The 13,805-nt window shown below is 63.9% G+C and carries 9 protein-coding genes; 4 read left to right on the top strand and 5 right to left on the bottom strand.

Translation table 11 applies throughout. The features are described from left to right. Nucleotides 1-24: 24 nt before the first annotated feature. The 3 genes from PSV38_RS20105 (at nt 25) to gph (ending at nt 3,591) form a co-directional block, all read left to right on the top strand. Entirely contained in the window at nt 25-1,992 is a 1,968-nt protein-coding gene (locus tag PSV38_RS20105; RefSeq protein ID WP_300550686.1) for a M64 family metallopeptidase, read from the top strand. A gap of 125 nt (nt 1,993-2,117) precedes the next feature. Continuing rightward, nucleotides 2,118-2,804, top strand: a complete 687-nt coding sequence (locus PSV38_RS20100; RefSeq protein ID WP_300550684.1) for a PEP-CTERM sorting domain-containing protein — start codon at nt 2,118-2,120, stop codon at nt 2,802-2,804. Between the two features lie 55 nt (nt 2,805-2,859). Then, nucleotides 2,860-3,591, top strand: a complete 732-nt coding sequence (gene gph, locus PSV38_RS20095; protein ID WP_366526676.1) for a phosphoglycolate phosphatase — start codon at nt 2,860-2,862, stop codon at nt 3,589-3,591. Between the two features lie 10 nt (nt 3,592-3,601). On the opposite strand, the gene PSV38_RS20090 is transcribed toward gph, so the two are convergent. Beyond that, nucleotides 3,602-4,225, bottom strand: a complete 624-nt coding sequence (locus tag PSV38_RS20090; RefSeq protein WP_300550680.1) for a chalcone isomerase family protein — start codon at nt 4,223-4,225, stop codon at nt 3,602-3,604. 312 nt (nt 4,226-4,537) lie between these two features. Between PSV38_RS20090 and trpE the strand changes: the two genes are divergently transcribed. Then, complete coding sequence (gene trpE / locus PSV38_RS20085) at nt 4,538-6,013, top strand: anthranilate synthase component I (RefSeq protein WP_300550678.1); 1,476 nt, start codon at nt 4,538-4,540, stop codon at nt 6,011-6,013. A 24-nt stretch (nt 6,014-6,037) separates the two neighbouring features. On the opposite strand, the gene PSV38_RS20080 is transcribed toward trpE, so the two are convergent. The 4 genes from PSV38_RS20080 to PSV38_RS20065 form a co-directional block, all read right to left on the bottom strand. Beyond that, entirely contained in the window at nt 6,038-7,159 is a 1,122-nt protein-coding gene (locus PSV38_RS20080) for an acyltransferase (protein ID WP_300550677.1), read from the bottom strand. Nucleotides 7,160-7,202: 43 nt separating this feature from the next. After that, nucleotides 7,203-8,051, bottom strand: a complete 849-nt coding sequence (locus PSV38_RS20075; RefSeq protein WP_300550675.1) for a hypothetical protein — start codon at nt 8,049-8,051, stop codon at nt 7,203-7,205. A gap of 413 nt (nt 8,052-8,464) precedes the next feature. Continuing rightward, nucleotides 8,465-10,576 carry a hypothetical protein gene (locus tag PSV38_RS20070; RefSeq protein ID WP_300550673.1) on the bottom strand — a complete coding sequence of 704 codons (2,112 nt, stop codon included), beginning with the start codon at nt 10,574-10,576 and terminating at the stop codon, nt 8,465-8,467. Beyond that, entirely contained in the window at nt 10,557-13,712 is a 3,156-nt protein-coding gene (locus tag PSV38_RS20065) for a type VI secretion system Vgr family protein (protein WP_300550672.1), read from the bottom strand. Before PSV38_RS20065 ends, PSV38_RS20070 begins: the two co-directional genes overlap by 20 nt. Nucleotides 13,713-13,805: the final 93 nt, after the last annotated feature.

Genomic DNA, 13,805 nt, shown 5'->3' with positions numbered 1-13,805 from the left:
CACCACATGGAACGGGGAAAGCACATGAAACGACACAGCGGACGATTGAACTGGGTAGGCGGCGCACTGCTGGCCTTGGCTGGAAGCCTGGCGCAAGCCGAGGATGCCCACTACTTCGTGGTGCGTGAGCAGGCCAATGGCGCGCTCAGCGTGGCCTCACACCGGCTGGTGCGCATCAGCGGCAAGGTCACACCTCTGGCGTCCAGCCAGCCTGGGCGCCAGCAAAGCGTGCTGGCCGCCTCCATGGTCGACAAAAAAACCGGCGCCTCGGTCTTCAACACGCAGGCTTTGGGCTCGCCCTGGATCCGGGCGGAGTTTCAAAGCCCTGGCCAGACCCAGATCGAGGGCCGGGTGGTGCCCGCCGGTGAACGCCAGTACGTGCTGCGTTTGCCCGTGCAGGCCGGCAAAGTGCTGCGCTTGAGAGGCAACACCACGGCCGCCGGTGTCAGTGCCAGGTCCAGTTCGGCCGCGGCCATGGCGCCCCCACCGGTCGTGCTCGACATCGACCTGGACCAGTACACCTCACCCACCTTGCTGCGCGCAGCCCCGCCCCCCGCCGTGCCCGGCAGTGAAAGCGGCCTGCTCATTAACCACGGCGACGCCGCCAACCGCCTGGACCTGCTGGTGGTGGCCGAGGGCTACACCCTGGCCCAGAAAGCCCAATTCATGGCCCAGGCCACCGAGCTGGCCAACAAGTTCCTGGCCATCTCGCCCTACCAGGATTACCAGCAGCTCATCAATGTGCGCTGGCTGTTTGTGCCCTCCAACCAGTCTGGTGCCGACAAGCCTGACTGCGGCGAAACCCCAGGTGCCGACGTCGTGATGGTGGACACCGCCTTTGACGCCACCTACTGCGCGGCCGGCCTGCGCCGACTGCTGGTGGTTGATGGCGGCAAGGTCCTCACCGCCGCCGCCGATGTGCCCGATTGGGACATGGTGGCCGTGCTGGTGAACGATGAAGAGTACGGCGGCTCTGGTGGCTACATCTCCGTGTCGTCCACCAACGGCTCATCGGCCGAGGTCATGCAGCACGAGCTGGGCCACTCCTTCAGCAAGCTGGCCGACGAGTACGACAGCCCCTACCCGGGCTACCCCGCCTGCAGCGACCTGCCGGGCGCCACCTTGGGCGCCTGTGAGGTCAACGTGACCGACCAGACCGCGCGCGCCAGCCTGAAATGGCAGCGCTGGGTGGCCAGCACCACCCCCATCCCCAGCGTGGCCTCCATGCCCGATCCCATCGAGGCGGGCCTGTGGCAAGGGGCGCGCTACCAATCCAGTGACGTGTACCGCCAATGCTTCAGCGGCATCATGCGTTCGCTGGGCGCCCCCTTCTGCCATGTGGACGGCGAAGCCTTCGTCAAGCAACTGTTCGGCGGCGGCTGGGGCGCGCCCAGTGCAGGTGTCAGCCTGATCGAACCGGGTGCCTTGCCTGCCACCTCCAGCCTGACCGCCAACGTGGGCACCCCGGTCGGCTTTCAAGCCAGCGTGGCGGGTTCGGCCAAAGCTGGCGGGCTGACGGCCACCTGGCTGGTGGACCAGCAGCCGGTCAAAACCGTGGCGACCCAGCACGGGCAGTCGCAGACCTTCAGCTACACCGTGCCCGACAGCGCGCCGCACACCGTCGAGTTCAAGGTCAAAGACAACACCCCCTTGACCCTGGACGCCCCCACCGCCTCCAGGATCTGGACGGTGCAAGGCTTGGCCGTGCTGCCCGGTGCCCCCACCATCACCGCCTTGACCCCCGGCTGGTATTCGCTGAAGTTGTACTTCTCACCACCGGCCGCCTTGCCGGGCGCGGTCATCACGGGCTACACGTCCACCTGCACCGCGCCCAATCGGGCCACGGTCACCACCTCGGCCAGCAAGTCGCCCATCTCGATGAACTGGCTGCCGGGCGGTGTGGTCTACACCTGCACCGTGGTTGCCAGGAGTGCTTCGGGCACTGGCCCGGCATCGGCACCGCGCAGCGCCAAAACGCTCAAGTTGTTTTGAGGTTGGCGCTGGGTGTCATGCGGCCTTCTCCCTAACTCGAAGCGCCCGTCCCCCTAAGGCTTGGCCTTGCCGATGAGGGCAGGCCACCCTAGCCTCGGGAACTGGTTCAAACAAGGAGATACCGCATGACTTCAATCCAACAGATGCTGGGCCGTGCCGCGCTCGCGATGTCAGTCGCCGCCCTCGCCCTGCCCACGATGGCCGCCACTTCCGGCTACAGCGAAACCTGGGGCACCGGCGGTGACCTGGCTGGCTGGTTGGGCAACACCACGGACAGCGTTGTCAACAACCCAGGCGTGGGTGGCAACGGTGGTGGTTACCTTGAAACCGCCCGCTCCGGCCCGTTCCCGATCGGCGCGATGACCCTGTTGCCCGCCGCCACTGGCAGCTTCGGCACCCAGGTCTGGAACGCCAAGGTCGACCTGATCGGCCTGACCGGCACCACCAGTGACGTCTGGCTGCGCTTTCGCTTTCAGGACTCTACCTTCAACGGCTGGCGCTACCGTTTGACGGATGAACTCAGCCGCGACTGGCAGACCTTCGGCGTCACCTTCGATGCCACGTGGACCGATGCGCAAGCCCAGGCCCATGGCTGGGAGACCGACTTTGCGAATGGCTTCCGCAGCGTCAGCTGGGCGCAAACCCTGGGCTCGGTTTACACCACCGAGATCCGCATGGATGGCACGCCCGCCTTGAAGGCCGGTATCGACAACTTCTCGTTGACGGCGGTGCCGGAACCATCGAGCTACGCCTTGGTGCTGGCGGGCTTGGGGGTGGCAGGGTGTGTGGCGCGCCGTCGCCGGGCCAGCTGAGCCGTTGATGCCTATCGGCATCTGACCGAAGCCTCATGCCGCTACGATGGCGGGCATGACACACCAGACGCCGATCTCAACGACCAAACTCCAAGCCGCCATCATCGACCTCGACGGCACCCTGGTCGACACCCTCGGCGACTTCTTGGTCGTCCTTCAGTACACCCTGGACGCCATGGGCTGCCACCCCATCGAAATTGCCCGGGTTGACCGCCGCTTCATCGAATTCACCGTGGGCAAGGGCACCGACGACCTGCTGCGCCGATCACTGGCCCACGCCTGGGGCCTGCCCGATGACGATGCCGAAGTGGCCCAGCACGTGCCGCAGGCCTGGCAGCACTACCAGCAGCACTACACGCGCCTGAACGGCCAGCATTCAGACGTTTTCCCCGGAGTGCTCGAAGGCCTTGAAAAGTTGAAGGCCACCGGCCTGCCCCTGGCCTGCCTCACCAACAAGCCCACGACTTTCGCCCAAGCCTTGTTGGAACGCAAAGGCCTGCGCAGCTTCTTTGATCATGTGTTTGGCGGCGATGCCTTCGAGCGCAAAAAGCCCGACCCCCTGCCCCTGCTCAAAACCTGCGAGGCCTTGGGAACCTTAGCCGCCCACACCGTGATGGTGGGCGACTCCAGCAACGACGCGCAGGCCGCCCGTGCGGCAGGCTGCCCCGTAGTCCTGGTCACCTATGGCTACAACCACGGCGAGCCGATTGACCAAGTGGCCGCCCTGGCCCACATCGCCCGCCTGGACGAGCTGGACTGGGCAGCACTGGCCGCTGCCCGGCCCTGAAGCCGCTCAATCAATCCAGCGCGTTGAGCACTGGGGGTGCCTGGTAATCCAGCAGCGCGTCTTTCAAGCCCTGTGACGGCGGATTCTTGCCCAGCCACGTGCGCAAGATGGCGTTGAAAAAGTCCGGCTCCTGGATCGGCAAGCCAGCGGGCTGGTTGTTCACGAAGAAGATCGTGCCGCGATTGGGCACCCATTCGATCGCGAAGACATCGCCTGGCGACATGCGCTTGATGCGTGAGAACTGCTCGCCCATCTTGCGGATGGCGGGAATCAGCCCATAGAACTGCGTGCGTGTGCTGTTGTTCTCTACACCGGTGGTGATCAACTTCCCGATCTCGTCAATGCGCATGCCTTGCAGCATCACAAAGCGCAATTGCTTGGGACCGGCCATGGTCAGGATCGCATCGGCGGTGGTGGCTTTTTTGGGCACATACAGCGCCACGGTGTAGATCTTGGCCACCGCCCTGTAACTGATTCCACTGCCATTGAGGACCAGGGAGGTGCCTTCCACCTTCAAGGAGTCGGGATAGTGGACGCCTGCCAGGTCGGCGTTCTGGGCTTGCACCACCACCGGGGCCAGCAGGCTCAAGGCCAGCCCCAGGCCCGTCAACATCTTCAAATACTTCGACAACATAGTGCTCTTCCGTGCGTCCAACTGCTACTGCATTCGTCTGGGCATCTTAATCTTGCAGCAGTTCTGCAAGATTGGGTAATGCCCTTGATGCCGGGTTGGCCCTGCTAAACTGAATTGATGTTCATGACGCGCAAACTGATCAAGGGGTCACACGACCGGGGGGCTTGGCCCTGGCGTCGTTCAGCCATCCCCATCGCATTGGCCGCGTCTGCATCATCGCATCATAGGCGTTGATCCACCGCGGTCGCAGGGCTCCCCCACCGGGGTGTAACAGGCCCTTTCATTTGATGATCCGCACGCTGAGTCCATCCCATGATCACTGAGTCCGAATTCCAGGCATTGGCCGCCGCTGGCCACAACCGCATCCCCCTCGTCGCGCAGGCCCTGGCCGACCTGGACACCCCCCTGTCGCTCTACCTCAAACTCACCCGCGGTTTGCCGCACAGTTTTTTGCTGGAGTCGGTGGTGGGGGGCGAGCGCTTTGGCCGTTACTCTTTCGTGGGGCTGCCTGCCCGCACATTGGTGCGCGCCACGGGCCGCCACGTCGAAGTCGTGACCGACGGCCAGGTGGTGGAAACATTCGAGGGCAACCCGCTCGAGTTCATCGCCGACTACCAGGCGCGTTTCAAGGCGGCCATCCCCAAGGGCCTGCCGCGCTTTTGCGGCGGCCTGGCTGGCTATTTTGGCTACGAGGCCGTGCGCCACATTGAGCCTCGTCTGGCCAAGGTGCAAAAGCCCGGCGGCATCGGCACGCCCGACATCCTCCTGCTGCAGTGCGAAGAGTTGGCCGTCATCGACAACCTGGCCGATCGCCTGTACCTGATCGTCTACGCCGACCCCGCGCAGCCCGGTGCCTACCAACGGGCCAGTGAGCGTTTGCAGGCCCTCAAGGCCCTGTTGAACGAAACCGTGGTCGCCCCGTCAATCAAGGCGAGCGAGCCGCAGCCCGTGGAGCGCAACTTCGACCAAGCCGACTACCTGGCCGCCGTGCTGCGCGCCAAGGAATACATCGCTGCGGGCGACATGATGCAAGTGCAAGTGGGCCAGCGCCTGCAAAAGACCTTCAAAGCGCACCCGCTCAGCCTGTACCGTGCGCTGCGCTGCATCAACCCCAGCCCCTACATGTATTACTACGACATGGGCGATTTCCAGGTCGTGGGCGCTTCGCCCGAGATCCTGGTGCGCCAGGAGCAGGGCTTGGACGGCCAGACGATCACCATCCGCCCCCTGGCCGGCACGCGCCCGCGCGGCGCCACGCCTGAGCTGGACAAGGCCTTGGAAGTCGAACTGCTGGCCGACCCGAAAGAACGGGCCGAACACGTCATGCTGATCGACCTGGCGCGCAACGACATCGGCCGCATCGCCAAGACCGGCAGTGTCAAGGTGACCGACGCCTTCGTGGTTGAGCGCTACTCGCACGTCATGCACATCGTCAGCAATGTTGAAGGCATCCTGAAAGACGGCATGACCGCGCTGGACGTGCTCAAGGCCACCTTCCCGGCGGGCACGCTCACTGGTGCGCCCAAGATCCGCGCCATGGAAATCATCGACGAGCTGGAGCCCGTGCAGCGCGGCATCTATGGCGGCGCGGTGGGTTACCTCAGCTTTGGCGGTGACATGGACGTGGCCATCGCCATTCGAACCGGCATCGTGAAAGACCAGGTGCTGTACGTGCAGGCCGCGGCCGGCATCGTGGCCGATTCGGTGCCCGAGCTGGAGTGGAAAGAGACCGAGGCCAAGGCGCGAGCATTGTTGGCCGCCGCCGAGATGGTCGAAAAGGGCCTCTGAGCTCTTGCCCTTTCCAAGCCTCGTTCAGGCGGTGGCTCGGGCGCGGCCCAAGGCCACTTTGTCGCGGATCCAGTTCTGCGCCGGGCTTTCGATGAGGCGGTAGCTCAAGGCCGCCAGCAGGTAGGTGAGCCCCAAGTAGCCCGCCAGCCAGGCCGGGCTGTGCGCGGGCAGATCGGCCGGGTGGTGGATGAACACCAGCGCGGCCAGCAACTGCAGCGGGAAGTGCCACAGGTAGCTGGAATACGTCATGTTGCCCAGGGTGACGATGGCTTGCTGGGCCTGAGGCGATTTCGGCTGAACCCAGTGCAGCAGGGCGATGATGGCCACAGGCGTGAGCAAGGCCACGAAGTGCATGGGCCGCAACACGTCAATCACGGCCAGGGCGGCGCCTGCCATCACCAAGGCCAAGGCCGCTTTCAAGGTGGGGCCACGGGCCTCGGGCGACAGTTTGACGAAGGCCTCGTGCGCCAGGCAGGTCAGCGCGCCCAGGTAGAAGAAGAACACGCACAGCACGACGGGGTGCGCGCTCAGCTTCAACGCATACACCGCGCCCGAGCCCGCGATCAGCGCCAGCACCATCCACAGCTTGGTCACGCCCAGGCGGCACAAACCGTAGAACAGCGCATAGACCAGGAGCTCCACCGAGATGCTCCAGATGGGACCGTTGTACGACCAGTTGATGCCTGGTCGCCAATCGCTGACCATGAGCAGTTGCAGCACAAAGTGCGAGGCGTCCTGGTTGGGGTAGACAAAGCCCGCGCTGGCGTTGATGGCCTCGTAGCGCCACGACATCACCGCCACGATCAGCAGGGTCAGCAGGTGCAGCGGGTAGAGCCGGGAGAAGCGCAAAAGTGCAAACTTTGAAAACGGCACACTGCCCTGGGCCACGGGGCGGGCGTATTTCCAGAAGAAGATGAAGCCGGAGAGGCACCAGAAAGCCTGCACGCTCAGGTAGCCGTAGAGGTAGAAGGGCTTGAGCCAGTCAAACAGGGGCTGGGCCGTGGTGTCGAAACCCACGGGCTGGCCGTTGACGTAATAGAAGTGCTGGTAGTGCCACAGCAGGATCGGCAAGGTGCAGGCGAAGCGGGCCAGCTCGATGCCGATCAGGGAGTGGGGGTTGGTGGCTGGAGCGGGGGGACTGCGCATGAGGGGATGGTGACATAGATGGCTTGGCGTCCACCCCCCTTAATCAGTAGTCTTGTTTGCCATCCAGGCGCTGTCCCCACCAAGGTGCGTACCACTGGCCGCGAGCGTTGTGTTCCCGGAACTCCCGCGTGGGATCCGGTGGCGTGTGATCCAACGGTGGGAAGACCAGCATGGCCCGCCCGGCTTCTGGGTCCATGTTGGAGATGTACAGCACAGGATGGTTGCGTTGGTGGGCTGCATACGCAGCCAACAGCAGGGTGTAGGTCACGTTGTGGGCGCCGAGATCACCCAACAAGGCGGCCATGTCGATGCGGTCGTTGACGACGTCCAGTTTGGGCATCAGCGTGTGAGCGACTGCCCCCACATCGGCCAGGCGCCGTGCGGCTTCTCGCGTGCCGCGGCCGCAGTCGGTGGCCAGCGACTGGATGCTGGCAGGGTCGATGCCGGCTTCGGCGCACACCTTTTGCACAGCTTCGCGCAGTGCTGCTTGGCGCGGGGTTTCGTTTTCTAGGCGTTTGACATCCTTGATGGGAACCACGTGCGGTGCGCTGAAATAGGCGAGTGGTTTGCGGCCGGTGTCGTAAGCCGTGTGCCCGACGATCAGGACGATGGCGCCCTCATTGGGTTCGGCCCCCTTGGGAAAGCTGGGTGTGTCCACCGAGGTTTGCCAGATCACCTTGCTGTCGGGGCTGCTGATGAGTTGCCAGCCGGCATCAAGCGAGTTCCAGCCGGATCGGCCGGGGGCGAAGGTCACCACGGGTTTGGAGGTCAGGCCGTAATAAAGATAGGCTTCCATCTTCCAGATGTGCGCGGCCTCTTCTGGCGTGCGTTCGTCAGGGAATCCTGCAACCACTTGCAGGCCGTTCATCCGCACGCCCTTCCACATGAACATGTGGAACCCTTCAACTTCCTGGCCGTGATAGCTGACAAGGAATTGAAAGCTGCGTGCGAGCGCGTTGCCATACGCGATATCGCATTCCACGAGGCCTCCGGGCCAAGGTCCGCCATCCGCAGCAGTCATGGTGGTGTAGGGTGGCGGCGGCGTTCCACTGGGGCCAAGATTCAACAACGAGGGCAGGTGACGTTCTAAGGCATAGCCCGAGTCAAACATTGCTGAAACCAGGTTGGCACCGACCAATTGAACAGTGGCACCTTTCGGTGCAACTGCCTGCCCTCGGGTTTCAGTCGCGCCTTCTTGAGTTCGCTTGCTAGCGCCTGCGGCATTGGCCGGGCTCGTCTTGAAAAGATCAAACAAACCCATGCTCATCACCCCTGAAATCCATGATCGACGGCTCAGTGCCATGTTTATCCTTTGAGCGTGCCGAGCAGATTGCGCTCACGCTGATCTTTGATCTTGCCCGCATGCTTGTCCATGTGCTCAATGGTGTAGGTGCGATGCACCTGCGTTCCCTCAAACCAGCCTCTTTCTGCATATTCCACGAAAGGCTTGACGAGGGGCAAATTTTTCACCGCAGCAGTGAGCATCATCCAATTCGCAAATTGCCGAAAAGCAAGCATGTCGTCCTGTTTGATCTTGCTCGGATTCAACCACCCAATCGCCACGTCATAGGCCAGCACCTTCTCTGAATGCTGGGCATTCGTGAGGATGGTCGAATGGTCGGTGGCGTTGGGATTTTCTTCCAGCATCTTGCGCACAGACGCTCGCTGATCTTCTTCTGAGAACTCTTGCTTTCGCGCCTTCCGTGACAGCTCTTCCCGCTTTAAGCGAGCGTGGTGCTCGTAGCGAAGCGCGGCTTCGCTGTAGGCATCACCCTTGCCCGAGCCCTCGTAGGCGCCGCCCAAGGTGCTGTCCTTGGGCGCGGCCTCGTCTCGCTTTGCAGCCAGTCCGTCTTTGGCCGGGTCCTTTGCCTCATCAAAGTCACCATCCATGCCATATCTTCGCGAGCGTGGCGTCACGGGCTCTGGCAGCACCGGCGCATTGATGGGCACAGACCAGTTTTTGGCAGGCTCGTCGTTGATGCGCACGGTGAAGGTGTGGGTGACGATGTAGACCACCGATGACGTCAAGACATCCAATATCTTGGATATGAAGCCCTGACGGTCGTTGCCGGTCAGGATGTACTTCATCCTTGGCGCTGCTGGATACCAAAATGACCCGGGACGGTAGTGATCGTCAAGGTAGTGGTAATCGCGGCCTGTCCAGGCGGCCGCCCCCACGGCAAAAGGCGGGCTTTGCTGGCCCCCCGGTGTGGCCCACACGCGTTGATGAAACACACCGTTCGCGGCCAGCGCGTTCATCTGCGTTTGGCTGACGCCTTGCCACCCCATGCCCTTGACGGGGCTGACGCCAATGACTTGGTCATGGGGGTTGCAATACAGAAACACGCGACCACGGTTGTCTCGGTCGGTGCCTGCCGGGGGCAATGTCTTGAGGTCAGCTTCTGGGAAGGGGCCCAGCTTGAAGCCCTGCTGACCATTCTGAGGGTTTTGAAATGCCTGGTAGCGGTTGATCACTTCCAGCGCCTGGCTCTGCTTGGCCGCGCAGCCCTTCACCAGCTCGAGGAAGTTCTTGAAGGTCTCCATGCGCGCTTGGGTGGTGATCCCCCCAAAATCACCCGCCGCCGACCTCGCATCATGGTTCACCATGGTGTCCATGGTGACGCTCTCCAGGCTGTAGGGTGGGTTGCACAGCACATAGGTGTCGGCCAGTGCATTGTCGTGTTCGCCCAGCATGGCGGCCGCCAAGGTGACCATGTTGCCCTGGCTGTGGCACACCACGGTGATGGGGCAGTCGGCCTGCTTGCTGCGGATGGCCTTGATCAACTCCTTGAGGCGGTGCGCCGCGTGCACGAAGTAAGCGCGTGGCGGGCAGGCGTAAACCTCGCGGCCGTCAATGGGGAACATGTTGGCGTACAGCCACCAGAAAACGCGGTCATCCAGGCCATCGCCCCACATGTAGGGCAAGGCCGACGTGCCATTTTGGAAGGGGCCGCCGCCCCAGGCATCCAACTCATTGAGGTAGATTTTTCCGCCATAGACCTCTTTCTCGTCCTGAGACCCCTCGGTGCCATCCTTGCCAGAGGCCTTGTAGCCCCACCGAAAGCGGATAACCGGTGATCGGCCGTGGTCGGTGATGAAATTGGCGCCTTTGACGTCGCGGTTGAGCTTGCCATCGGGCCGCAGTTCCTTGGCGTAAGACGCCGGGCTGAGCTGGGCGGATTGGTCAAGTGCTTGGTCCAAACCCATCCGCTTGTTCAGCCCCAGGATCAACCCTTCCTCGGCGGCGTCGTACCACTCGCCGTCCGAGTTCACGCCGTGAACAAAGATGACCAGCCCGGGAAGGTGGGTGGTGTCAACAGGCGTGCGGTCAGAGCCAGGCACGGAGACCGGCACGCGGATGAGGGTCGGGTCAAGACGAGGAATCACGTTGCTCAGCTCAATCGTATAAAAGTTCAATGGCCACGTTCTGGATGCCGTCGCTTTGGGCCAGATCGGTCTGGCCGGCGGCATCTGTCACGCCTTCGATGACTCGGCCATCCTGCAAGGTCATGCGGTACTTCTGATGGGCAATGGCTTGTTGGTCGGTGGCTCGGCGGACAACGAAGCGGCGCTGGAATGGACCAGACTGCACAGCATCGGGCATGGCATGGCTCATGGACCCTGGGCCCACCATCGACTTCATCCCCGCCTGCACCGTGATCTTGCCCGGGCATTCCACCGTCAGGCTCCCCCCATCAATCGTGATGCTCGCCCCGCCCGACACCGCCAGCACCACGCGCTTGGCGGCGGCAATGTTGACCACCCCATTGGCCGTCTTCAACTCCAGCATCTGCTTGGCCGCGATCTGCGCGGGCCCATGCTGAGCCTGCAGGTCAATCGGCCCTTGCGCCGCGATCAAGGTCAAGCCCTTTCCCGCCGCCTCACTGCCCGCCTGAATCGCCCCCGCCAGCACCCCAATGGCCTGCCCCGTGTGCACACGCGCCTGCCCACCCACCGCCCAATGCGTGTCCTGCCCGCTGGCCAGGGTGGTGGTGTCTTGGCTGCTCAAGTGCAGGTCTTGCCCCGCCGTGATGCCCACCCCGGCCTTGCCCACGATGGCAATGAGAGGGTCGGCCATGTGCGGCACCTTGCCAGGTCCTGCTTTGGTGCATTTGCTGGCCGCATCGGCGCGAGCTTCTGGCAGGCTGTTCACACCGACCATGCCGCTCAAGCTCTTGCTCAAGGCCGCGGCGGGGGCCAACTGGCCGTCCAGCGTGCTTTGTCCGGCTCGAACACTGCCCGCCGCGCTGGCCAGCCCCACGGTTTGGTGGGTGGTGGCGGCCTGGTGAAACGCCTGTGCCAACTGCTGCATCTGTTTGGCCAAGGCCATGCCCGCGGCGTTGTCACCCGCGCCTTCACCCGTTTGGCCCAAGCCATTGCCCAAGCCGAAGGTGCTCAGCATCACGCCACGCACCGCGCGCAGGCCGCCCCAGGCATCCGTTCTCAGTTCAAAGCCCAGCCCCCGAAAACTTCCCCGGTGGTTGTCGGCCTGGTGCAGCAGGTGGCCCATCTGCAGCCAGGTCTGCGCCTGCGTGGTGTGCAGTTGCAGGCGCCCTTGGCCGGGCGTGTCGTCAAACACCGTCTGGTTGTAGCCCTGGCCGCCAAACTCCTTGCTCTTGACGCCGCTCAGGGCCGCCGCGTTGTTCTGGCCTTCAGCGCCTTCGGTGGCTGCGCTGGGTGCTGCGCCGTGCCAGGCCGGGCTGTTGCCGCCGCCGCCCGAGCCCACCAGGTTCATCTGCGCACTGGGCCCGTGGTCGCGGGACTGTGCAAAGGCGCTGGTGTCACGCTCAGCCGAGGTGCCGCCCGGTGTGCGCGGCACGCCGCCTTCACCGCGCCCGCTGTACAGGCTGGAGTGCACATAGGGCCGGTCGATGTCATTGTTCAAAAAGCCCACCAGCACTTCGTGCCCGATGCGCGGGATGAACTGGTGGCCCATGCCGGGGCCAGAGAAGCGCTGCATGACGCGCACCCAGCAGCTGTGGTCGCTGTTGGCGCGCTGCGGTGCATAAGGGTTGGCCTGCCAGTGGAATTTGACTTTGACGCGGCCCAGCTTGTCGGTGTAGAGCTCGTCGGCACCGCTCGCTGCGGTGCGGCCATCTGGGCCCACCACGATGGCCGTTTGCATGCCCAGGGCGGTGGGGCGGGGACGAGGCCGCAAACCCGTGCCATCCAGCAGCACCGCGCGCCAAGGCACCTTGCGGCGCAGGGCCTGGAACTGGCAGGCAAAGCCCGTTTCGGCCGCTTGTTGCTGCAAGCGCTCGGTATCGACCGGATCGTGACCGGCCGACGGGCTGCGCAAGTCAGGAAGTTCTGACTGCCCCAGCGACTTCACAATCGCCGCACTCAAATCCTTGGGCAGGTTATTGATGCCAATCGCATCGACGCTGCACAAGAAGAACTCCTTGTCGTCCGGCCCTTGACCCAACGAAGCCAAAGGGTCGAGCGTTGACTGCGTGATGGCCGCCCAGGTGCCCGCCCGCAAGGTGCGCACCGTGCCACGGCCCAACCAGGTTTTGTAGCGGGCTTCATGCGCCTCTTGCAGATTGGTGGCCACGAACTGGGCTTCGGCCTGATTGCCAAACAGGAAGTCACCCGTGGGGTCGTAACTGGTGAGCCAGCTTTGCAGGCTGGTGGCCTGGTCGCCGCCCCATTGGTGGTGGGTGGGCGCGTCAGAGGTGATGGCGCGGTTGGCCGCGTAATCCCAGCCTTGCAGCACGGTGGCCGCGGTGCCGATGCGGCGCACGGCGCCCATGGCCTGGATGCTGTCTTGCTGCTCCTGGCTGCTGCTGCGGTGAAAGCGGATGCCCTGGCCGCCCAGGCGGCTCTCGCTGGTGGCGTCTTGGGGCTGCTGGCCGCTGTTGACGAAGAACACCAGGCCGTGACCGCCGGGGGCCGCGTCGTCTTCTTCAACCCGCCAGCAGATGCCTTCTTCGGCCAAGAGGCGGCCGACGAAGTCAAGGTCACTCTCGCGGTACTGCACGCAGTAGCTGCGTTGGCCGCCATTGCGGGCGAACATGCCTTGCGCCACATGGCTGGCCACGTCCTCGTCCCAACGCCAGGCGGCGATCGAGGCATGTTCGGCGAACACATCTTCCAAGATTTCGATGACGCTCTGGTCCTGCCAGACGCGGCTGCACAGGGTGTGGCCGAGCAGGGCGATCCAGGGGCGCAGCACCAGGGCCTTGCGCGCGAAGCCGCCATCGGCCTCCAGCGAGCGGGCCTCGGTGACGTAGCCGCTGCGGCGTGCGCGGCTGCCATCGGCCAGGGTGGTTTGCAGGGTGAGGGGGCGGGCGTACAGCTGCTTGAGCGGCACGGCCGCGTTCAGCACCAGCGCGTTGATGTGCAGGGTGAAGGCTTCCGACACGGCCTCGTGCAGCACGAAGCTTTCCACCATCAGGTCGGCGGGCAGGCGGTCGCCTTGGCCAGGCGCGGTCAGGGTGTACAGCCGGGTTTCGGTGCGCCACTGCGCCACCAGAGCCGCCAGCGCGCCCTGAACCGCGACCTGGATGGGCGATGACAAGCCCCCCGGCAAAAATGACGTCTCCAGACCCATGTCCAGTTCCCTGCTTTGATGTATTTGTTTTGAATTGCAGGCGGGATTTTCAGGGGCAAATGCCCCAGGCCGGGACACCCTCATGGGTGGCTG

Origin of the sequence: Aquabacterium sp., from assembly GCF_029946005.1 — a bacterium.
Classification (GTDB): domain Bacteria; phylum Pseudomonadota; class Gammaproteobacteria; order Burkholderiales; family Burkholderiaceae_C; genus Aquabacterium.
Note: the sequence above shows the minus strand (reverse complement) of the source record. Positions and strands in the feature narration are given on the sequence as shown.

Bases quoted from the DNA above. Each gene is read 5' to 3' on its own strand.
- PSV38_RS20105 (WP_300550686.1), top strand. From the start codon at position 25: ATGAAACGACACAGCGGACGATTGAACTGGGTAGGCGGCGCACTGCTG.
- PSV38_RS20075 (WP_300550675.1), bottom strand. From the start codon at position 8,051: ATGTTCATGTGGAAGGGCGTGCGGATGAACGGCCTGCAAGTGGTTGCA.
- PSV38_RS20100 (WP_300550684.1), top strand. From the start codon at position 2,118: ATGACTTCAATCCAACAGATGCTGGGCCGTGCCGCGCTCGCGATGTCA.
- PSV38_RS20080 (WP_300550677.1), bottom strand. From the start codon at position 7,159: ATGCGCAGTCCCCCCGCTCCAGCCACCAACCCCCACTCCCTGATCGGC.
- PSV38_RS20090 (WP_300550680.1), bottom strand. From the start codon at position 4,225: ATGTTGTCGAAGTATTTGAAGATGTTGACGGGCCTGGGGCTGGCCTTG.
- trpE (WP_300550678.1), top strand. From the start codon at position 4,538: ATGATCACTGAGTCCGAATTCCAGGCATTGGCCGCCGCTGGCCACAAC.
- gph (WP_366526676.1), top strand. From the start codon at position 2,860: ATGACACACCAGACGCCGATCTCAACGACCAAACTCCAAGCCGCCATC.
- PSV38_RS20065 (WP_300550672.1), bottom strand. From the start codon at position 13,712: ATGGGTCTGGAGACGTCATTTTTGCCGGGGGGCTTGTCATCGCCCATC.